This is a genomic window from Microbacterium sp. AC132 (assembly GCF_979258525.1).
Map to the genome: position 1 here is coordinate 835,923 of NZ_OZ409862.1, position 20,369 is coordinate 856,291.

The 20,369-nt window shown below is 69.6% G+C and carries 16 protein-coding genes; 7 read left to right on the top strand and 9 right to left on the bottom strand.

The features are described 5' to 3' along the window. The first annotated feature begins 19 nt into the window (after positions 1-19). Both ACZZZQ_RS03945 and ACZZZQ_RS03950 read left to right on the top strand, forming a co-directional pair. Entirely contained in the window at positions 20-1,036 is a 1,017-nt protein-coding gene (locus ACZZZQ_RS03945; RefSeq protein WP_463506932.1) for an NAD(P)-dependent alcohol dehydrogenase, read from the top strand. 123 nt (positions 1,037-1,159) lie between these two features. Continuing rightward, positions 1,160-2,062, top strand: a complete 903-nt coding sequence (locus tag ACZZZQ_RS03950; RefSeq protein ID WP_463506933.1) for a PfkB family carbohydrate kinase — start codon at positions 1,160-1,162, stop codon at positions 2,060-2,062. A 17-nt stretch (positions 2,063-2,079) separates the two neighbouring features. On the opposite strand, the gene ACZZZQ_RS03955 is transcribed toward ACZZZQ_RS03950, so the two are convergent. Then, complete coding sequence (locus ACZZZQ_RS03955; protein WP_463497890.1) at positions 2,080-3,663, bottom strand: SLC13 family permease; 1,584 nt, start codon at positions 3,661-3,663, stop codon at positions 2,080-2,082. A 308-nt stretch (positions 3,664-3,971) separates the two neighbouring features. On the opposite strand from ACZZZQ_RS03955, the gene ACZZZQ_RS03960 reads away from it, so the two are divergent. The 3 genes from ACZZZQ_RS03960 (at position 3,972) to hrpB (ending at position 8,906) form a co-directional block, all read left to right on the top strand. Further along, positions 3,972-4,400 (top strand): MarR family winged helix-turn-helix transcriptional regulator, encoded by a 429-nt coding sequence (locus ACZZZQ_RS03960; protein ID WP_053098809.1) that lies wholly within the window; start codon positions 3,972-3,974, stop codon positions 4,398-4,400. 248 nt (positions 4,401-4,648) lie between these two features. Further along, complete coding sequence (locus tag ACZZZQ_RS03965) at positions 4,649-6,250, top strand: SPFH domain-containing protein (protein WP_463506934.1); 1,602 nt, start codon at positions 4,649-4,651, stop codon at positions 6,248-6,250. Between the two features lie 103 nt (positions 6,251-6,353). After that, positions 6,354-8,906, top strand: a complete 2,553-nt coding sequence (gene hrpB, locus ACZZZQ_RS03970) for an ATP-dependent helicase HrpB (RefSeq protein ID WP_463506935.1) — start codon at positions 6,354-6,356, stop codon at positions 8,904-8,906. 7 nt (positions 8,907-8,913) lie between these two features. On the opposite strand, the gene ACZZZQ_RS03975 is transcribed toward hrpB, so the two are convergent. The 5 genes from ACZZZQ_RS03975 to ACZZZQ_RS03995 all read right to left on the bottom strand — a co-directional run bounded on the left by ACZZZQ_RS03975 (position 8,914) and on the right by ACZZZQ_RS03995 (position 13,447). Continuing rightward, a complete protein-coding gene (locus ACZZZQ_RS03975) occupies positions 8,914-9,648 on the bottom strand; it encodes an ABC transporter permease (protein ID WP_320490879.1) in 735 nt (244 codons plus the stop codon). Continuing rightward, the gene (locus tag ACZZZQ_RS03980) at positions 9,645-10,421 is read right to left on the bottom strand and encodes an ABC transporter ATP-binding protein (protein WP_463506936.1); all 777 of its coding nucleotides are present in this window, start codon (positions 10,419-10,421) and stop codon (positions 9,645-9,647) included. Before ACZZZQ_RS03980 ends, ACZZZQ_RS03975 begins: the two co-directional genes overlap by 4 nt. Before the next feature lie 96 nt (positions 10,422-10,517). Continuing rightward, complete coding sequence (locus ACZZZQ_RS03985) at positions 10,518-11,114, bottom strand: TetR/AcrR family transcriptional regulator (protein ID WP_463506937.1); 597 nt, start codon at positions 11,112-11,114, stop codon at positions 10,518-10,520. A 34-nt stretch (positions 11,115-11,148) separates the two neighbouring features. Beyond that, positions 11,149-11,901 (bottom strand): AAA family ATPase, encoded by a 753-nt coding sequence (locus ACZZZQ_RS03990; protein ID WP_463506938.1) that lies wholly within the window; start codon positions 11,899-11,901, stop codon positions 11,149-11,151. A gap of 52 nt (positions 11,902-11,953) precedes the next feature. Next, positions 11,954-13,447 (bottom strand): L-serine ammonia-lyase, iron-sulfur-dependent, subunit alpha, encoded by a 1,494-nt coding sequence (locus ACZZZQ_RS03995; RefSeq protein ID WP_463506939.1) that lies wholly within the window; start codon positions 13,445-13,447, stop codon positions 11,954-11,956. A 16-nt stretch (positions 13,448-13,463) separates the two neighbouring features. On the opposite strand from ACZZZQ_RS03995, the gene ACZZZQ_RS04000 reads away from it, so the two are divergent. Beyond that, positions 13,464-13,883 carry a prolipoprotein diacylglyceryl transferase gene (locus ACZZZQ_RS04000; protein WP_285365183.1) on the top strand — a complete coding sequence of 140 codons (420 nt, stop codon included), beginning with the start codon at positions 13,464-13,466 and terminating at the stop codon, positions 13,881-13,883. Positions 13,884-13,959: 76 nt separating this feature from the next. On the opposite strand, the gene ACZZZQ_RS04005 is transcribed toward ACZZZQ_RS04000, so the two are convergent. Continuing rightward, on the bottom strand, positions 13,960-15,690 hold the full coding sequence (locus tag ACZZZQ_RS04005; RefSeq protein WP_295104255.1) for an L-aspartate oxidase: 1,731 nt from the start codon (positions 15,688-15,690) through the stop codon (positions 13,960-13,962). Positions 15,691-15,761: 71 nt separating this feature from the next. Between ACZZZQ_RS04005 and ACZZZQ_RS04010 the strand changes: the two genes are divergently transcribed. After that, a complete protein-coding gene (locus ACZZZQ_RS04010) occupies positions 15,762-16,694 on the top strand; it encodes a LysR family transcriptional regulator (protein ID WP_053098801.1) in 933 nt (310 codons plus the stop codon). A 6-nt stretch (positions 16,695-16,700) separates the two neighbouring features. Here ACZZZQ_RS04010 and ACZZZQ_RS04015 read toward each other — a convergent pair whose 3' ends face one another. Together ACZZZQ_RS04015 and ACZZZQ_RS04020 are read right to left on the bottom strand one after the other, a co-directional pair. Next, on the bottom strand, positions 16,701-17,747 hold the full coding sequence (locus tag ACZZZQ_RS04015; protein ID WP_463506940.1) for a family 43 glycosylhydrolase: 1,047 nt from the start codon (positions 17,745-17,747) through the stop codon (positions 16,701-16,703). Beyond that, the gene (locus ACZZZQ_RS04020; RefSeq protein WP_463506941.1) at positions 17,744-20,368 is read right to left on the bottom strand and encodes a family 78 glycoside hydrolase catalytic domain; all 2,625 of its coding nucleotides are present in this window, start codon (positions 20,366-20,368) and stop codon (positions 17,744-17,746) included. The genes ACZZZQ_RS04015 and ACZZZQ_RS04020 overlap by 4 nt, the downstream gene beginning before the upstream one ends. Position 20,369: the final 1 nt, after the last annotated feature.

The following is a 20,369-nucleotide window of genomic DNA, read 5'->3' on the forward strand; positions in this document are numbered from 1 at the left end:
GGACGACAAGCATCGAGACATGACCACTGACACGACCATGACCGCGGCCGTCTACCACCGCTTCGGCGCCCCTGAGGAGGTCCGCCTCGAACAGCGGGCGGTCCCCACGCCCCGGCCCGGCGATGTGCTCATCCGGGTGCACGCGAGCACCGTGAGCGTCGGCGATCATCGCGCCCGCGCTCGGGACATCCCGGCCGGCCTCGGGGTGCTCGCCGCAGTCGGACTCGGCGCGTTCCGTCCCAGTCGGCCGATCCTGGGCATGGATGCCGCGGGCGTCGTCGCGGCTGTCGGCTCGGGCGTCACCGCCTTCGCACCCGGCGACAGGGTAATCGCCTCGACCGGCGGAGCGTTCGGCGGTCATGCCGAGTACGTGCGCCTGTCTGCCGACGGCCCGATCACCAGAGCTCCCGACACGATGAGCTTCGAAGAGGCGGTGACGCTGGTGTTCGGCGGCATCACCGCGCAGTGCTTCTTCGCCCAGGTCGCGATCGGCCCCGGCACCTCCGTGCTCGTCAACGGAGCATCCGGCGCGGTCGGCACTGCCGCGATACAACTCGCGAAGCAGCTCGGAGCAGACGTCACCGCCGTCACGAGCGGCGGCAACGTCCCACTGGTCGCGTCCCTCGGCGCCGATCGGGTCATCGACTACACCCGCGAGGAGTTCGCGGCGGGGGGCGACACGTACGACGTGATCGTCGACTGCGTCGGCAATGCCCCTTTCAGCCGGGTGAAGACACTCATCAACCCCGGCGGTGCACTGCTGCTCGTCATCAGCGATCTGCGGTCGATGCTGACGAGCCGCGGGCACACTCGCCGGTCGGGAAAGCTCGTCACCTGGAACGTCGGCACGCCGGGCGCGGAGGACCTCGCCCACCTCGTGAGCCTCGCGGATTCCGGTCGCTTCCGGGCCGTCATCGACAGGACCTTCGAGCTGGCCGACATCGTCGAGGCGCACCGCTATGTCGACACCGGCCGCAAGCGGGGAAACGTGGTGCTGCGCATCCCCCAGCCCGGAGCGAACCACGCGCATGGGTGATGACCGGCGCATCTCGCTCGACATCGCGGCTAACAGCGGCGCCCCGCTCGCGCAATGCCCTCTCGGTCGGCGTCGTCGACGCTTAGCCTCGTGCTGTCACAACGGTCGAAGGGCGGCGCACGCATGTCGGAGAGAAGAGACCGCTTCGCGGTGTTCGGCCAGATCGCCCAGGATCTGGTCCTCAGGGGCGATGCGCTCCCCGAGCCGGATGAGTCCGTCAGCGTCTCGGAGCTGCGACGGCTCCTCGGCGGCAAAGGCGCGAACCAGGGCGTAGGCCTTCGTCAGCTCGGGGGTTCGGTCGCGATCGTCGGCGTGGTCGGAGAGGACGACATCGGAGAGCGGCTCGTCACCGCCCTGCTGCACGACGCGATCGATGTCTGCGGGGTGGTGCGGCGCGGGGGCTCGGCCGTGCTGGTGGACGTCGTCGATCCGGCATCGCGGCGCATGCTGCTCGAGCACGTCCCGCCGACGTCGCTGTTGACCGTCGCGGATGTCGAGGCATCGGCGAGCGCGGTCAGCCGTGCAGGCACGATCTGTCTGCAGTCTCAGCAACCGGGCGATGCACTGTCGGCCGCTCTGATGATCGCGCGACGAGCGGACGCGACGGTGGCGCTCGACGGAGCGCCCGAGCCGGAGGTTCGCGACGAACTGCTCGCCGGAGCGGACGTCGTGCGTGCCGACGCCACGGAAGCCGAAGGACTGACGGGGATCGCCGTGTCGAACCTGGACTCGGCTCACGAGGCGTGCCGGTGGCTGCTCGCTCGCGGACCCCGCATAGCGGCCGTGGAGGTGGCAGGCGAAGGCGACCTCGTCGTCTGGGAGGACGGCAGCGCCTACCGCGCACATGACGACGACGAAACCGTGGTGGACCGCACGGGAGGCGGCGACGCATTCTTCGTGGGACTCGTGCGGGGTATCGCGAACGGGTGGTCGATGGATCGCGTCGCGGATCTCGCTGCACGGGCTGCCGCGTCGACCGTGGCACGGCTGGGCGGTCGGCCGGAACTCGCGCACCTCGTGCGGTGATGCCGCGTGATCGGGAGTCAGAACGGCCAGATGAGCGGGACGTAGAGCACCGCGACGGCGACGTAGATCGCGACGAGTGGGAGACCGAGACGCCAGTAGTCACCGAATCGGTAGCCGGCGGGCTGCATGACCATGAGATTCACGGGTGTCGCGATCGGCGTCAGGAACGCAGCCGCTCCGACGACCGTGAGCGCCATCATGAACGGCTGCACGCTGACGCCCATGCTCGATGCGACCGACACCGCGATCGGCGCGATGACGAGCACGGTCGCCACGTTCGAGATGAACTGCCCGAGGATCACCGACGCGACGCAGATGGTGAGCAGAGCGAGATGGGGCGAGGTGTTGCCGACCAGCTGGAGAACCGCGTCGCCGACGAGATCGGCGGCGCCGGTGGAGACGAACGCCGATGACAGCGGGATCATCCCGGCGATGAGCGTGACAGTGGGCCACGAGATCGCCGAGAACGTCTGCGTCACGGTGAGCACCCGCGTGACGATGAGGGCACCGGCCGCGAGAAGGCCAGCGATGACGGGCGGGACGACACCCGTGGCGAGGAGCACGACCATCGCTCCGAGGATCACCAGCGCGCGCCGCGCACCCCGGCCGAGCGGCACTGTCCGCTGCATCTGCTGGGGCGAGCTGACCGGAATCACATCGGGTGAGGTCGTATAGCGGTGCAGTGCCTCCCACGGCCCCTGGACGAGCACGGAGTCACCCGCCTGCAGCGTGACCGCGCCGGTCGCCCTTCCGCCCACATCGCCCGGACGGCTGCCGTGCCGGAGCGCGAGGATCACCAGGTCCTCCTGTCGCGTCGTCATCCCGGGCGAGACGACCCGGCCGATCAGGCTCGACCTCGGCCCGATGAGCACCTCCGCGACGCCCTCGCCGACCGTGAAGAGGCTGCCCGTATCGAGCGCGACGTCATACGTCTCGCGCCAGGCGCGGGCATCGTGACTCGGGTCGGCGGGCTCCTCGAGACGGTCCGGAACGCGCTCGGGCAGGAGCCTGTCTCCGAGCGCGAGCACGAGCACGACCGTCAGGACGACCATCGGGATGCCGACGATCGCGAACTCGAAATACCCGAACGCACGCCCACCGGCCTCTGCGGCCGCCTCGGACACGAGGATGTTGACCGGCGTTCCGGTGAGCGTGAGGAGCGACCCCGCGCCGGCGGCGAATGCGAGCGGGAGGAGCATGCGCGACGGCGCGATGCCTGCCCGTACCGCGACGAGCACCACGATCGGAAGGAGGGCAGCCACGGCACCGTTGATGCTGATCACCGCCGACAGCACGGCGGCCAGCAGACACACGATGAGCAGCAGGCGCGAACGGCTCTTGCCGGCGCGGCGCATGAGCTGCCGTCCCACCCACGACGTGACGCCCGTGGCATCCAGCGCCTCACTGACGATGAACAGAGCGACGATGAACAGGACGATGGGATCGCCGAACCCGGCGAAGGCGTCGCCGAGCGAGAGCACTCCCGTCGCCCACAGAGCGATGGGCACCGCCATCGCGACGATGACCATCGGGATGCGGTTCGACACGAACGCGATCACGGCCGCACCGAGTATGAGGAAGGTGATGATCTCGGGGTTCATCGTGTGTCTCCGGTGTCGGGGTGCGCATGAGAGCGAATGGGAAGGCTGTCGGCGGCGAGCGCGTCGTCCCCTGTTCAGGAGACATCACCATCTTCGCCTGCCCTCAGCCGGATCGCTGCGCAGGCCCGTCGAGATTTCCGTGACCAAACCGTTGCATTCGTTACCTCGCCGTTATAGAGTGATCGCACGGTGAATGTTTGCTGTGGCATACACCGCATGTGATTGCAGGACACTCTTGGTGCAAGGGACAAGGGCCGGTCGGGAGCCTCTCCGACCGGCCCTTTACTGTTGCCAGTACGCTGTTCTCCATGACCGATCGCAAGCTCGCCCTCGAGGCCTGGGAGAGCCTGTTCCGTGCACAGCACGAGCTGTTCACGGAGATGAACACCGACTTCGATGACACCGATCTCGGGCAGGCGGAGTATGACGTGCTGCTCACGGTGACCCGCTCCCCCGGCATGTCGGCCCGCCTGCGCGACGTCACGGCGAACATGCTGATCAGCCAGCCGAGCGTCTCGCGCCTCGTCGACCGCATGGTCGCCCGCGGACTCGTCTCGAAGTGCCCCGACCCCGACGACGGGCGCGGTGCGCTGATCAGGGCCACGGATGCCGGTGTGCGCCAGTTCCGCAGCGTCGCCACGGTGCATGGCCGGTCGATCGCCGAGCGGATGTCGCGCCTCGACGACGCCGAGCTGAAGACGCTCCGCGATCTGGCGGAGAAACTCCGCGGTCGCTGACCCGACGCACGGACGCAATCGACGGTCGCTGACCGAACGAGCTCGGCGCATACGGAGGGTTTCCGCCGTACGGAGGATGCCGCGGCGCTGAGCTCCTCCGTATCGCACATCGGCTCCGCATCGCCGAGATCCGGCGGCATCCCTCCCCGACACCCTCCCCTCTTTTCTGGCAGGGTGGAGCGTGAACGCCCGCGCGGCCGCGCCGGCATCCACGACCGCCCCCTCGGGGGGAACCAGGGAGGTCATCCATGGAGATCGCCGGAATCGTCGGCATCCTGATCATCGTCGGGATCGGCATAGCCATCGCTATCGTCGTCCTGCTCATCCTGCTGCTGTTCGCACGCAGCTGGATCAAGGTGGCTCGCGCCGATGAGGCGCTCGTCATCTCGGGGCGCAAGCAGAAGGTGCAGCGGGCCGTCATCTCGGCCGACGGCACGACCAGAGACGAGATGTCGGAGTCGCCCGTCACGGTCATCGTGAACGGCAAGTCCCTCGTCAACCCGATCACCCAGCGCCACGAGATCATCTCGCTGCGCTCGCGTCAGGTGTCGCTCAACGCCGAGGCCCAGTCGCTCGACAGCGTCACCCTCAACGTCGACGGCGTCGCCATCGTGAAGATCGGCTCCGACCCCATCCTCGTGCGCCGCGCCGCCGAGCGTTTCGCCTCGCAGGACAAGGCGATCGAGCAGTTCACCACTGAGCAGCTCGAAGGTGCGCTCCGTGGAATCGTCGCGACGCTGTCTGTCGTCGAGCTCATGCGCGAGCGCAAGAAGTTCTCCGACCAGATCGCCGCCGACGTCTCGCAGGAGCTCGCCGAGCAGGGTCTGATCCTCGACTCGTTCCAGATCAAGGGCATCACCGACAAGGTCGGATACATCCAGTCGCTGGGTGCTCCCGAGATCCAGGCGAAACGTCAGTCTGCCGAGATCTCGCAGACCAATGCCGACCGCGCGATCAACCAGAAGAACATCGCCAACCAGGAAGCCAACCTGGTCGAGCAGACGGCTCTCGACACGAACACCGCCAACGCCAACGCCGGTATCGGTCGGGCTCGCGCCGAGGCCGAGCAGGCCGAGAACCTCGCCCGCGAGCAGGCTCAGCAGGCCGTGCTGCAGCAGCAGGCGGAGAACCGCCAGGCCCAGCTCGACGCCGACGTCAAGCGCGTCGCCGACGCACAGCGCTATGAGGCAGAGACCCGGGCACAGGCCGAGCTCTACACGCGTGAGCGTGCGGCGGAGGCGGGCGCGATCGAGCAGGTGAAGCAGGCCGAGGCCCGCACCCGCATCGCCGAGCAGCAGGCGCAGGCCGACAAGGCCAAGGCCGACGGTGAGGCCGCAGCCGCGATCGCCCGAGCCACCGGTGAGGCCGACGCACTGCGTGCGCAGGCCGAGGCCGAGTCCGAGGCCCGCCGACTGCGTGCGAACGCCGAAGCAGACGCCATCCGCGCCGAGGGTGAGGCGCGAGCCGCCGCCGTCGAGGCAGAGGCGAAGGCCATCGCCTCGAACCAGGACGCGTTCCTGTCGCAGCGGGTGCTCGACACCCTGCCGTCGATCATGGCCGAGTTCTCGAAGGGCTACGCCGCGATCGGCAATGTCTCGATCATCGGCGGTTCGGGCGAAGACGGCGCATCCAGCGTCGTCGGCGCCGACAGCGCGAAGGCGTTGAAGTCGGTGTTCGACAGCGTCAGCGCGGCGACCGGACTCGACCTGGCCTCGATCATCCAGGGGCAGGCCGTGGGCCGTGGCATCGGCGAAGGCGTGGCCGCAGCATCCGCACCGTCCACGCCGACCCGCCAGTCTGCGCCGACCACCCCGCCGCCGCCGGCACCTCCGGCTCCCGCAGCGGAGTAGTCAGCACACAGCGCACAGCGGATGCCGCGGCCGATTCGGTCGCGGCATCCGTCGTCTCCGCCACCCGTGCTCGATGACTCCGGAGACCAGGCAGACTGAGGGAATGACCGCCGCCGCCTTCGACCTCGCCGCCATCGGCGCCGGGCTCTCGTTCGCGGCCGCGCTGGACGAACTCGGGGCCGCGCTCGACGGGAGCGGATCAGTGGTCGTGAGCGCCCCGCCCGGCACGGGCAAGACCACTCTCGTGCCGCCGCTGCTGGCGTCACGGTCGTCCGGGCGCGTGGTCGTCACCCAGCCTCGCCGCGTCGCGGCTCGCGCCGCAGCCCGCCGCCTCGCTCATCTCGACGGCTCGGCGCTCGGCACCCGCGTGGGCTTCACCGTGCGCGGCGAGCGCTCGGCAGGTGCGGCGACCCGCATCGAGTTCGTCACCGCCGGAGTGCTGCTGCGTCGCATGATCGACGACCCCGGCCTCGACGGTGTGGATGCCGTCATCCTCGACGAGGTGCACGAGCGCGCACTCGAGACCGACCTGCTGATCGGCCTGCTCTCGGAGGTCCGCGAGCTGCGCGACGACCTCGTGGTCGTCGCCATGTCGGCGACGCTGGATGCCGCGCGCATCGCCTCCGTCCTCGGCACCGACGACCTGCCCGCGCCGATCGTCGACCACGCTGTGCCGGCGTTCCCTCTCACCGAGCGCTGGGCTCCCAGCCCGACGCCGCGCCTCGATGAGCGCGGTGTCACCTGGGGCTTCCTCGACCACGTCGCACGCACGACGACAGCGGCCGCACTCGAGCTGGTCCGCGAGAACCCTCGGGCCGATGTGCTGGTGTTCGCCCCGGGCGCGCGGGAGGTGTCGGAGATCGCCCGCCGCATCCGCGATGCGAGCGCGGCGTTCGACGTGCGAGAGCTGCACGGTCAGATCCCCGCGGCGGAGCAGGATGCCGTGATCCGCGGCCGTCGACCGGACGAGCCTCCGCGCATCATCGTGACGACTTCGCTCGCGGAGTCGTCGCTCACCGTGCCCGGAGTGCGCCTCGTCGTCGACAGCTGTCTGTCGCGGCATCCGCAGCGTGATGCCGCGCGCGGCATGACGGGTCTGGTCACGACTGCCGCGTCGCGCTCGTCATGCGTGCAGCGCGCCGGTCGCGCCACGCGCCAGGGACCGGGCGTCGTCATCCGCTGCGTCGACGAACGCACCTATGCGGCCGCCCCGGCCCGCCCGGCACCCGAGATCGCGGTGACCGACCTCGCGGATGCCGCCCTGCTGCTCGCCTGCTGGGGTGCCCCGGGTGCAGAAGGCCTGCGCATGCTCGACCCACCGCCCCGAGACAACCTGGCCGATGCCGTCTCGGTGCTGCGCGGTCTCGGCGCGATCGACGACGAGGGCCGCGCCACGGCCGAGGGTCGAGCTCTCGCCCGGATCCCCGCCGACCCCCGGCTCGCCCGCGCTCTCCGTGACGGCGGCTCGGTCGTCGGCAGCCGTCTCGCCGCAGAGGTCGTCGCCGTGCTCGGCGGCGACCTGCGCATCGCCGAGGCCGACGTCGCACAGGCGCTCATCTCCCTGCGCGGCGGACGGACACCGGACGCTCGCCGTTGGCGTGACGACGCGAACCGCCTCGAGCGCATGGTCGCTCCGGCGCGAGACGTGCGATCGGATCTCGAGGGCGTCGGACTCGTGATCGCACTCGCGTTCCCCGACCGGATCGCGCATCGCGTCGAGCGCACCGCCGACGGAGCGGTCTTCCTCCTGGCGTCCGGAACCCGTGCCGGAGTCACCGGCCCGCTCGCCGCAGTCGAGTGGCTCGCGGTCGCCGACGTCGCGCGGGCCACGGCGCGAGTGGCGGCCGGGTCAGGCGCGATCATCCGATCCGCGGCTGTGCTCACGGAAGCCCAGATGGAACGCGCTGCGAGCCACCTGCTGACCGACCGAGTCGAGGCGGAGTTCACGGGAGGTCGCGTGCAGGCGCGCCGTGAGCGCCGCGTCGGTGCGATCCTGCGTTCGTCCTCGCCCGTGCGCCCCTCTGCTCAAGAGGGGCGGGATGCCGTGCGCCGCGCGGTCCTGCGCGACGGGCTCGGCATGTTCGCCTGGTCGGATGCCGCGACCGCGTTCCGACGCCGATTGGCCCTGCTGCGGCGAGAGCTCGGCGGCCCGTGGCCCGACGTGTCGGATTCCGGGCTGCTCAGCACTCTCGATGACTGGCTCGCTCCCGAGCTCGACACCCTGGCGGGCGGCACCCCCGCAGCGCGAGTGGATCTGTCCTCGGCTCTGCGTCGACTGCTGCCCTGGCCCGAGGCGGCGCGCCTCGAGGAGCTCGCACCCGGGCGCCTCGCGGTGCCGAGCGGATCCCGTATCCGCATCACCTACCCCGACCCGGACGACATCTCGGCGCCCCCGGTCGTCGCTGTGAAGCTGCAGGAGTGCTTCGGCTGGGCCGAGACTCCTCGACTGGTCGACGGACGCGTGCCGGTGCTGTTCCACCTGCTGTCGCCCGCGGGGCGCCCTCTCGCGGTCACCGACGACCTCGCCTCGTTCTGGTCGGGCCCCTACGCCCAGGTTCGCGCGGAGATGCGAGGGCGCTACCCGAGGCATCCCTGGCCGGAGGACCCGTGGGCGGCCGTGCCCACGAAGCACACCAAGAACCGCGCCGCGCGCTGACCCTGCCTCACGCGGTGCGACGTCGCAGGGTCAGCGATGCGAGGACGAGCGCCCCGACTCCGAAGGCGACGACGACCAGCAGGGGTCCGTACACGTCCCAGCCCTCGTCGCCGGCCGTGACGGCGTTGATCGTGTCGATCGCATAGCTCAGGGGCAGCCAGTCCGAGATGGCGTACAGCACGTCGGGCATCTGATCGCGCGGCATGAATAGCCCGCCGAGGATGATCTGCGGGAAGACGAGCAGCGGCATGAACTGCACCGCCTGGAACTCGGTCTGCGCGAAGGCGCTCGCGAGGAGCCCCAGGGCGGTGCCCAGGAGAGCGTCGACGACGGCGACGAGCCCGAGCTGCCAGAGCTCACCCTCGACGTCGAGCCCGCAGACGCCGACCGCGAACGACACGGTGATGATCGCCTGCAGCAGCGCCATCAGCCCGAACGCCAGGGCATAGCCGAGAATGAAGTCGGCCTTGCCGAGCGGAGTGGTCATCAGACGTTCGAGGGTGCCGGAGCGTCGCTCCCGCAGAGTGGTGATCGAGGTGATCAGGAACATCACGATGAACGGGAACAGCGCGAGGATCGCTCCCCCGAACTGATCGAACACGCCGTCCTGATCGCTGAAGAGCCACGCGAAGAGTCCGACCAGCAGGCTCGGCGCGATCAGCATCAGCGCGATCGAGCGAGGATCGTGCCGCAGCTGTCCGAGCACCCGGGCGGCGGTGGCGAGCATCCGACCGCCGTTCATTCCGAGGCCTCCCGCCGTGCGCGCCGGGTGCTGCCCGCCGCTGGACCCCCGGTCGCTCGGCTGTCCCGCTCGATCAGGGCGAGGAACGCCGCCTCGGGCTCCGTCGTGCCCGTGTCGGCGAGGAGTCCGGCTGGGTCCGTGTCGGCGATGATCCGCCCGCCCCGCATCAGCACGAGCCGATCGCATCGCAGCGCCTCGTCCATCACGTGACTCGAGACGATCATGGTGACGCCGCGCGCGGCGAGGCCGCGGAACAGGTCCCACAGTTCGGCGCGCAGCACGGGGTCGAGGCCGACCGTGGGTTCGTCGAGGACGATGAGCTCGGGGGATCCGATCAGTGCCATCCCCAGCGAGATGCGCGTCGCCTGGCCACCGCTGAGCGAGTCGACGAGCTGGGCGGCCTGCGCCCGAAGCCCGACCTCGTCGAGCACCCGGTCGACGTCGCCCTTCGGTGCTTTCAGCACCGCCGCCAAGTACGAGAGGTTCTGCCGGACGGTGAGATCGCCGTACACGGCGGCACCCTGTGTTCCGTACGCCACCCGATGACGCAGCCGCGGCGATCCGCCCGGCTCCCCCAGCACCGTCACCATGCCGGCGGTGATCCGCTGCACACCCACGATCGAGCGCATCAGCGTGGTCTTGCCGCATCCCGAGGGACCCAGCAAGCCGGTGATCTCGCCCCGGAGGATCACCAGGTCGACACCGTCGAAGACCTGCGTCCTTCCCCGTCGCACTCGCAGCCCCGAGATCTCGACCGCCGCGTTATTCATCATGTGGTGAATTATGCGCCGCGCGAGTCGCGGGGTCAACGGGTACTCGTGCCCGAAGCCGAGGCGAGATGCAGGCGGCAGTGCGGCGCGTGGCCCGCGCTATTCGAAGAGGTAGCGCTGCACGGTCGGTCCGACCCGCGAGACGATGTCATCGACGGATACCGCGGCGATCGGCGCGAGCCGCAGCACGTAGCGCGTCAGCAGCAGGCCAGCGATCTGCGAGGCGACGAGTGTGGCGCGCAGCTCGGCATCCGCGACGCCGAGCGTCTTCGCGATCCGGCCGATGAGTTCGCGAGAGAGGAACCCCGCGAGAAGGGGCGTGGTGAGCCGGCTGCCGATCGCCGTCCGAATGAGCATGACCCCGCGGCGACGGATGTCGGGCTGCTCGAAGGCCTCGAGCACGTACCGCACGAGACGCTCGCCGACGGCGTCACGCGGACCCGCGACGATGGCCGGCACGTCGATGTCGGGGCGCAGCGGGATGCCGACCGCCTCAGCGAAGAGGTCTGCCTTCGTGCCGAAGTAGTGGTGCACGAGCGCCGAGTCGACGTCGGCACGAGCCGCGATCGAGCGCACCGTCGTGCCGTCGTATCCGTGCTCGCCGAACTCGTCGACTGCGGCGGCGATGATGCGTTCGCGCGCATCGGAGACGCCACGCGGACGCCCGCGCTTCTTGGGCGCACGCTGCTCGGTCATGGCGCCAGCCTACGACCAGATCTGCGCGCTCCCCTCAGTCGAGCAGATGCCGCAGGTACCGCGGCGGGTCCTGCAGGAACGACCGCCAGTGGTTCACCAGCTCGAGGTCGTTCCACTCGGCGGGACGGATGCCCCACTCCCCCACTTCGAGGATGCGAGCTCCCGGCAGCGCGGCGAGCACCGGCGAGTGCGTCGCGCACAGCACCTGACCTCCGTCGTCGACGATGCGCTGCAGCACCGCGATGAGGGCGAGGGTGGACTGGAACGAGAGCGCTGCCTCTGGCTCGTCGAGACAGTAGAAGCCGGGTTCATCGAATCGGCTGTCGAGCAGAGCGAGGAAGGACTCGCCGTGGCTCATCTCGTGGAACGCCACGTCGCCCGTTGCGGAGGGATTCTCTTCGAGGTAGGTGTAGAACGAGTGCATCGTCTCGGCTCGCAGGAAGAATCCCCAGCGGTTGGCTCCGACTCCGCGCTGCAGCTGCAGCCACTGCGACAGCGGCGACTCGCTGGGGCGCGTGCTGTGCATCGCCTGGCGGGACCCTCCCTCGGGCGAGAGCCCGTAGGCGACGGCGATGCCCTCGACGATCGTCGACTTGCCGCTGCCGTTCTCGCCGACGAGGAAGGTCACCCCGGGAGCGAGATCGATGCCTTCCTCGAGCACCTGGGCGACGGCGGGAATGGTGGTCGGCCACATGCGGCCGGAACCCGGCGCGTCACCATTCGCGCGCACGGCGACGATGGGCTGCTCCCGCCGCCTGCGACTGCCCGGGGTCCAGATCGATTCCATGCGCGCCTCCTCAGAGGAGGCTATCCGCAGCCGCCGACGCGCTCGGAATGACTCAGCACTCGATGACGTTGACCGCGAGACCACCCTCGCTGGTCTCCTTGTACTTGGTCGACATGTCGATTCCGGTCTGGCGCATCGTCTCGACCACCGCGTCGAGGGAGACGTAGTGGCTGCCGTCGCCGCGCAGCGCCAGACGGGCGGCCGTCACCGCCGTCGACGCGGCGATCGCATTGCGCTCGATGCACGGAATCTGCACGAGGCCGCCGATCGGGTCGCAGGTGAGCCCGAGGTGGTGCTCCATCGCGATCTCGGCGGCGTTCTCGATCTGCCGGTTGGTGCCGCCCATCACGGCGGTGAGCCCTCCGGCAGCCATCGCGCAGGCCGACCCGACCTCGGCCTGGCAGCCGCCCTCGGCCCCCGAGATCGAGGCGTTGGCCTTGAACAGCGAGCCCAGTGCCGTGGCCGTGAGGAGGAACCGACGGATGCCACGGCGGCGGTTCGCGTCGGCGACGGCGTCGTCGTCCTCGGCCTGCGCCGCCTCGATCGCCCGCGTGCCGTCGAAGCCGAGCAGCGCACTGCCGACGAGTTCTCCGTACGGCGTCACGGCATTGCCCGCACCGAGGCCCGAGTCCGCCAGGAACCGCCACCAGTACATCGCGACGGCGGGGAGGATGCCGGCGGCGCCGTTGGTCGGCGCCGTGACGACGCGACCGCCCGCCGCGTTCTCTTCGTTGACCGCGAGCGCGAAGGCACCGAGCCACTCTCCCGGCAGCTCGCGATGACCGTCGGCCTCCGCCTCCTCGAGCTGCGCGCGGATCATGCTCGCCCGCCTCTTGACCTTGAGCATCCCCGGCAGGACGCCGTCCGAGTGCAGTCCGTTCTCGACGCACGCAGCCATGGCGTCCCAGATCGCATCGAGTCCGGCGGCGACCTCTTCTTCCGAGCGCTCAGCGGTCTCGTTGAGTCGCGCGATCTCGGCGATCGACAGTCCGTGCTCGTCGCACAGTGCGAGCAGCGACGCGGCGTCGGCATACGAGTAGGGCAGTGGGGCCGAGGCGAGCTTCGCCTCCTCGCCGTCCCGGCGGATGAACCCGCCGCCGACGGAGTAATAGGTCTCTTCGGCGACGACACCGCCGGCATCGTCCCGGGCGGTGATGGTCATCGCGTTCGGATGACCGGGCAGCCGGGTTCGCGGCTCGAAGACGGTGTCGGCCTTCGAGAACGGGATCTCATGGACCCCGTCGACGCGCACCGTGGCGCCGTCGCGAAGGTCGGTCCAGGCGGCGCGCACGTCGGCCGGGTCGCAGCTCTCCGGCGACAGCCCGCGAAGGCCCGCGACGACCGCATCCGGGGTGCCGTGACCGATTCCGGTGGCGCCGAGAGAGCCGTACAGCGTGCATCCGATGCGTGCGACGCGATCGAGAGCTCCGGACGAGCGCAGGCGCTGAGCGAACGCGAGGGCCGCCCGCATCGGTCCGACCGTGTGGGAGCTCGAGGGGCCCACTCCGATGGAGAAGAGATCGAAGGCCGAGACGTACGCTGTCACCTCCTCAGCCTACGTCGTGCGCAGGAAGACGGACGCTCCGGAGGCTGTCGTCAAGGCCCTTCTCGCCTCGCAGCCGCTGACGGATGCTGGGGGTGCACTCGATGCGAAAGGGACGATCATGACGAACAGCACGCCCGAGCAGGACCCGACCTCCGGCCTCGACCCCGAGGCCCAGACTCCCACTCCGACGCCCTCGTCCGGCGATGCCGGCGAGTTCAAGGATCCGGCGAACACCGCCGAGAAGCCGGCGGAGGCGGAGTCCCCCGAAGACGCGGATCCGTCGGAGGTTCCGAGCAACGACGAACTCGAAGAGCCGAGCACCGAGAAGGAGCCCTCGGAAGAGCCCAAGGCTCCGTCGCGAAACGACCCCGAGCCCGACCATGAGGCGGTCGGGATCGGGGTCATCGACGGTCCGGAGACCGACGAGGGCGACTGAGCGACTCCTACCTCGCTCGACCACCCCACCGCTCCCGTCGCGATGCACCCTGCGACGGGAGCGAGTTCGGATGCGGCTATTCGACGAGCTTGCCCTCGGTGTCGACCTCGCGCATGAGCTCGGCGATCTCGGCGGGGATCTCCGGGATCGACTCGCGCGTGACTCCGCCGGTCGGCGACCAGACGAGGTTGACCTGCAGCGTCGGGTCGGTGTCGGGGTAGTCGCTGCGGTTGTGACATCCGCGCGTCTCCCGACGCTCCAGCGCAGCCTCGAGAGTGGCTCGCGCGGCGAGCGCCGATGCCTTGAGGTCGAAGGCATGCGCGAGATCCTGGAATCCGGCGATGTCCGGGTGGATGCCGATGTCCTCCATCCGCCCCTCGATCATGTCGAGTTCGGCGAGGCCGGCACGGAGTCCGTCCTCCGACCGCACGACACCGGCATGCTGGGTCATGGTGTTGCGGATCGCGCGCTGCAGGGCTCGCACATTCTCGCGACCGTCGGCCGTGAGAAGGTCATCGATCTCGGCGCGGGCCTGGACGACCGCGTCCGCCGAGCGGCGCTGAGCGTCGAGCCCCGCGGCATGCGCCATGGCCGCCTGCCCGACGATGCGCCCGTAGACGAGCAGCTCGATGAGCGAATTGCCGCCGAGGCGGTTGGCTCCGTGCAGGCCGCTCGATGCCTCGCCGATCGCGTAGAGCCCGTCGACGTCGGTCTGGTGGTCGTCGGGACGCACCCACACGCCACCCATCGAGTAGTGCGCGGTGGGCGCGATCTCGATCGGATCGGTCGTGATGTCGAGCATCTGCAACTCCATCATCGTCTGGTAGACGCGGGGCAGACGGGTCATGATCGTCTCGCGCGGCAGATGCGAGACGTCGAGCCAGACGCCGCCGTTCTCGGTGCCCCGCCCTTCGGCGATCTCGGTGTACGCGGCGAGCGCGACACGGTCGCGTGTCGAGAGCTCCATGCGCTCAGGATCGTACTTCGACATGAAGCGCTCACCGAGGGCGTTGCGCAGGATCCCGCCCTCGCCGCGGGCCGCCTCCGAGATCAGGGTCCCGGCGGCGTTCTCGGGCTCGATGATCCCGGACGGGTGGAACTGCACGAGCTCCGGGTCCCGCAGGCGGGCGCCCGCATCGACCGCGAGCCGGAACGAGTCTCCGGTGTTCTCGTCCCGTCGTGACGAGGTGCGGCGCCAGATGCGGTTGTGCCCGCCCGCGGCGAGGATCACGGCATCCGCGTGGATGAGGTAGCGCGTGCCGTCCGACTGGTCGAAGCCGTAGGCGCCGAAGACGACGTTGTCGCGCACGAGCAGACGCGTGATGTAGACGTGGTCGAGGATCGGCACCTCGAGCTGTTCGGCCTTCGCGACGAGGGTTCGCTGGATCTCGAGACCCGTGTAGTCGCCGGCGAAGGCCGTGCGACGGAAGGTGTGCGCCCCGAAGAACCGCTGCGAGATGCGGCCGTCGTCCTCGCGGGCGAAGTCCATGCCCCAGCGCTCGAGATCCCGGATGCCGCGCTCGGCCCCCTGCGTCACGATCTCGACCGTGTGCGGGTTGGCGAGCAGGTAGCTCTCCTTGATCGTGTCGGCGGCGTGCTGTTGCCAGCTGTCGGCCTCGTCCATGGTGCCCAGCGCGGCGTTGATGCCGCCGGCGGCGAGAGAGGTGTGCGCGTCCTGGCGCGGGCGCTTGCCGACGGCGAGGACGTCGATGCCGTGCTCGGCGACTTCGATCGCCGCCCGCAGCCCGGAGCCGCCGGTGCCGATGACCAGGACCGTGGTGGAGATCTGACGTTCGCGAGTGCTCATGCCTTCCACGCTAAGTACGGCGTGCCGATAACTCCAATGCATTGTTCTACTGGTATCGATACACTGAAAACATGAACCTCGAGCAGCTCCGCGGGTTCGTCGAGGTCGCCCGCCTCGGCCATTTCACCCGCGCCTCCGAGCACCTGCACCTCGCCCAGCCGTCGCTGAGCCGACAGATCTCGACACTCGAACGCGAGCTCGGCGCCGAGCTCTTCCACCGGGCGCGCGGGCACATCGGACTCACCGCCGCCGGAGAGGCCCTGCTCCCCCGCGCTCAGCGCATGCTCGCCGAGTCCGACGCGATCCGCGAGGAGATGGCCGAACTCGCCGGACTCCGCCGTGGCCGCGTGCGACTCGGCGCACCGCCCACCCTCTGCATCAGCCTCGTCGCCGAGGCGATCAGCACCTTCCACGCCGCCCACCCGGGCGTCGACCTGCACCTCACCGAGAGCGGGTCGAGGCTGCTCGTCGATCAGCTGGCCGTGGGTGCCGTCGACATCGCTCTCATCACGGAGTCGGAGGGTCCGCCGCCGTCGGGCTTCAGCCTGACGCGCATGCCGCTGCTGACCGAAGAGCTGGTGGTCGTGTCCGCCGCATCCGAGCCTCCCGTCTCGACCTCCACGGTGATGAGCCTCGACCACCTCGCCACCCTGCCGCTGATCGCGCTCGACGAGACCTATGAGCTGCGGGCGACGACCGATGCGGCCTTCCGCTCGGCAGGGCTGACCCCGAACTTCGTCCTCGAGGGCGCCGAGATGGACGCGCTGCTCCGCTTCGTCGAACGAGGCGTCGGCGTGGCCGTGGTTCCGGCGATGGTGCTGCTCGATCAGCCGGCGCTGCGGTCGGTCAGGATCTCGCACCCGATGATGAGGCGCACGGTGAGCCTGGCCCACCGTGCGGACGTCACGCCGGCCGTCGCGGTGGCCGCGATGCGTCACGTGATCGTCGGCACGGCCGCTGAGGTCGCCCGCCGAGACCCTGCCATCACGAGCCTGCTCGACTGAGGTCGCTCAGGCGTCTTCGTACTCGTCGGGAGACCACTCGTCGCGCCAGTCGATGATCGGCCGGTCGCCCTCGAATCGGATCGGCAGCCAGACGTAGTCGGCGATCGAGGTGTCGACGTAGGCGAATTCCTCCATCGGCTCGTCGCCGTCCTTCCCCGGTGCGAAATGCTCGATGAACGCCTGTCGCGCGCGGTCGCCGTGCTCGAGATACCGCGGCAGCCACCGATCGGCGACGGCGATATAGAGGTCCTTCTTTCCTGGATGCCGGAACACCGATGAGATCTGGGAGTGGTACGAGGTGCGCGACTCGTCGCCCGGATGCAGGTCGCCGAGCACCTCGAACGGACCGTGATAGCTTCGCGCCACCGCCGACTCGGACGGGTTCGGGTAGTACCCCGTGGTGCCGGAGGTCAGCAGGTAGTGCAGTCCGCCGCGCTGGAAGTGCGCCGGAGCCTCGCGCACGTACGGCGGCTGCGGCTGCGGGAAGTGGGTCGAGTAGTACCCGGTGACATCGGTGTAGTCGCTGGTGAGGTCGGCGCAGATCATCTCGGAATGCACCCGTTCGAAGTAGTAGTACCCCTTGCCGTCGTGCGGATCGACGACCAGATCGAAATCCCCGGCGCTCATGCCGAGCGGACGCAGCCAGGTGCGCTGGATCTCGTACGGACCGAGGATGCTGTCACTGGTGAGCACCGTCGAGCGCTGAACCGATCCCTTCGTCATGACCTTGACCCAGCACACGTACGTGCGGGTCTCGGCGTTGAAGATGATGTGCGGTCGGTCGAGCCCCTGAGTCGGATGCAGCGGTGAGGACTCGTCGTCCTCGTCCGGCGGGATGATGACGCCCCGGTCGTCCCAGTTCACGAGGTCGATCGACGAGTAGCACCGCACTCCCCAGTGCCAGATCCCACTCCCCGGCGTCGAGAACTCCTTGTTCTCGCCGTACCAGTAGTGCACGCCGTCGACGGTGATGACGGATCCGCCGTGGGCGTGGATGCGCTCGCCTTTCGTGTCGAGCCACACCTGCCCCGGCCGGATGTGCTGCTGAGTCATGCTGCTCCCTCGGTCTCGAGAACGGGCTCCGGTCTGCGCCAGCCGAAGAACGGCCGTTCGGGGTCGTCCTCCACGGCGCGGAACGTCGTGGTGAACGAGTGGCGCCCGGGGCCGACGGGGATCTCCTCCGCGGATCCCGGAAGAACGAGCACGCCGATGGATGCCGCGGGCACCTCGACGTCGATGGACAGGCGCTCGCCGTCACGCCGCCACGCGATCGACGCCGTGCCGCGAACGCTGTCGTACCGCGCACTCGCGTGCTCGAGACGACCGCCCGGCTGCGGCTCGAAGCGGATCCTCTCCCACCCGGGCGCATCCGCCGCGAGCCCCGCGACCACCCGGTGCAGGAAGTCGGCGACGGCTCCGAGCGCGTAGTGGTTGAACGACGTCATGTCGCCGGGGTTGATGGATCCGTCCGGCAGCATGCTGTCCCAGCGCTCCCAGATCGTCGTCGCGCCCATGCTGACCGGATACAGCCAAGACGGCAGCTCGTCCTGCAGCAGCAGGTGATAGGCGTAGTCCATGCTCCCGGCGCGCACCAGCGCATCGCAGATGATCGGGGTGCCGACGAAACCGGTCGAGATGTGGAAGCCGCCCGCTCCGACGAGCTCCTGCAGCCGCGAACCGGCCCGCCGCACCTGCTCCTCGTTCTCGAAGAGCTCGAACACCAGCGCGACGGCGATCGAGGTCGGAGTGTCGCTGACCACGCGGCCGCTGTCGCTGAGGAATTCATCCTGGAAGGCCCGGGACGCTCGTTCAGCGACACCGCGATAGTGCGCGGCATCCGCCTCCTCGCCGAGCAGAGCAGCAGCGTCGGCCACGATGCGCGCCGTGCGCACGTGATAGGCCGTCGCGACCAGGTACTTGTCGGTGTGGGACTTGCCGGGGTCCTCCGGTGGTGCGGTCGGGTCGAGCCAGTCGCCCAGCTGGAAGCCGGTGTTCCAGAGTCCTGTGTGATCGGTGAGCTCGTCGACCAGGTCGACCCAGGCGCGCATGCTCGGGTACTGGTCGGAGAGGATCTGGATGTCGCCGTCGTTGCGGTACATCTCCCACGGCACGATCACGGCCGCATCGCCCCACGCGGCCGTCGGGAAGTTCGGGAAGCCGCACTCGACCCACGGTACGAAGTTGGGTACGTGCCCCTGATCAGCCTGCTCGACAGCGAGGTCGCGCAGCCATCCGGTGAGAGTGCCGTGGGCCGCGAACAGGCGCAGCGCGGTGGGCGCGAACACCTGGATGTCGCCGGTCCACCCCACGCGCTCGTCACGCTGCGGGCAGTCGGTCGGCAGATCGACGAAGTTGTCGCGCATGCTCCACACGACGTTCGAGTGCAGCCTGTCGAGCCCGTCGTTCGACGACTCGAACCAGCCGGTGCGCCGCATGCCGGTGTGGATCACCACCGCCTCGACGTCTCCGTCGCGGAGCTCGCCCGGCCAGTTCTCGAGCTCGGCGTACTGGAAGCCGTGGATCGTGAAGCGAGGGGTGTAGATCTCCTCACCCGAACCCGCGGCGGTGTAGCTGTCGACCGATGTCGCCGCCCGGAGCGGACGGATGCCGAGTTCGCCGTTCTCGATGACCTCCGCGTGGTGGAGCGTCACGGTGTGACCGGCATCCGCTCGCACCCGGATACGGAGCACCCCCGAGATGTTCTGACCGAAGTCGAGACGGATGCGGCCGCTCGGCTGACGCTCGACCGTGACCGGGCGCAGCGTCTCGGTCTCCTGCACCGGCAGAGCGGTCGGCGGTTCGATCGCCGCCGGGAAGTCGGTTCGGGGCAGCATGGTCGCCGGAGCCCAGCTGGAGGCGTCGAATCCCGGCGCGGACCAGCCGTCCTCCGTCAACCGCGCATCGAAGCTCTCGCCCTCATACAACCCGACCGCGGTGATCGGCGACGGCGCCGTGAGCCACTCGAGGGCCACCTGTCGAGTGACACCGTCCGCCGTGGTGACCTCGAGCTGCGCGAGCAGCGCGACATCCGATCCGTAGATGTCCCACACGCCCCCGTCGAACCCGATGTGGCCGCGGTACCAGCCGTCGGCGAGCCATGCGCCGATCACGTTCTCTCCGACGCGAAGCGCCGCGGTGACGTCGTGCGTCTGATAGCGCAGACGGTGGCCGTAGCTCGTCCACCCCGGTGCGAGCACGTCGTCCCCGATGCGCTCGCCGTTGACCTCGAGCTCGTACACGCCGTGCGCCGTGGAGTGGATCCGGGCCCGCACGATGTCGCCGGGCAGTGCACCCTCGGCGATGGCAGCCCGCAGCAGATACGCGGGCCGCGGTGCCGTGCGGTCGGCCACGACCGAGGGCGAGGCGAAGTCGACCTGCCAGTCGTCACCGAGCCCGGACTCGATCCGCACCGTTTCGCTCCAGGGGCCGGAATCGAGGGCGCGGATGCGCAGGTCTCCCCCGGCGCGTGGTGCGAGAGGCGCGAACGGCCAGGCGACGCGCTGCATCGACGTCGTGCGCTCGGCGCGCACCGTTCCGTCGTCGGCGACGAACTCCAGTTCGAAGGCGTCGGCCGCAGCATCCGCCACGAAGGAGATCCGTGGTTCGGTTTCGCCGATGCCGAGAGTCTTGCCTCCGCGCCTGTTCTCCAGCCAGATCTCGATGATGTTCGTCATG

Bases quoted from the DNA above. Each gene is read 5' to 3' on its own strand.
- ACZZZQ_RS03945 (WP_463506932.1), top strand. From the start codon at position 20: ATGACCACTGACACGACCATGACCGCGGCCGTCTACCACCGCTTCGGC.
- ACZZZQ_RS03950 (WP_463506933.1), top strand. From the start codon at position 1,160: ATGTCGGAGAGAAGAGACCGCTTCGCGGTGTTCGGCCAGATCGCCCAG.
- ACZZZQ_RS03955 (WP_463497890.1), bottom strand. From the start codon at position 3,663: ATGAACCCCGAGATCATCACCTTCCTCATACTCGGTGCGGCCGTGATC.
- ACZZZQ_RS03960 (WP_053098809.1), top strand. From the start codon at position 3,972: ATGACCGATCGCAAGCTCGCCCTCGAGGCCTGGGAGAGCCTGTTCCGT.
- ACZZZQ_RS03965 (WP_463506934.1), top strand. From the start codon at position 4,649: ATGGAGATCGCCGGAATCGTCGGCATCCTGATCATCGTCGGGATCGGC.
- hrpB (WP_463506935.1), top strand. From the start codon at position 6,354: ATGACCGCCGCCGCCTTCGACCTCGCCGCCATCGGCGCCGGGCTCTCG.
- ACZZZQ_RS03975 (WP_320490879.1), bottom strand. From the start codon at position 9,648: ATGAACGGCGGTCGGATGCTCGCCACCGCCGCCCGGGTGCTCGGACAG.
- ACZZZQ_RS03980 (WP_463506936.1), bottom strand. From the start codon at position 10,421: ATGATGAATAACGCGGCGGTCGAGATCTCGGGGCTGCGAGTGCGACGG.
- ACZZZQ_RS03985 (WP_463506937.1), bottom strand. From the start codon at position 11,114: ATGACCGAGCAGCGTGCGCCCAAGAAGCGCGGGCGTCCGCGTGGCGTC.
- ACZZZQ_RS03990 (WP_463506938.1), bottom strand. From the start codon at position 11,901: ATGGAATCGATCTGGACCCCGGGCAGTCGCAGGCGGCGGGAGCAGCCC.
- ACZZZQ_RS04005 (WP_295104255.1), bottom strand. From the start codon at position 15,690: ATGAGCACTCGCGAACGTCAGATCTCCACCACGGTCCTGGTCATCGGC.
- ACZZZQ_RS04010 (WP_053098801.1), top strand. From the start codon at position 15,762: ATGAACCTCGAGCAGCTCCGCGGGTTCGTCGAGGTCGCCCGCCTCGGC.
- ACZZZQ_RS04015 (WP_463506940.1), bottom strand. From the start codon at position 17,747: ATGACTCAGCAGCACATCCGGCCGGGGCAGGTGTGGCTCGACACGAAA.
- ACZZZQ_RS04020 (WP_463506941.1), bottom strand. From the start codon at position 20,368: ATGACGAACATCATCGAGATCTGGCTGGAGAACAGGCGCGGAGGCAAG.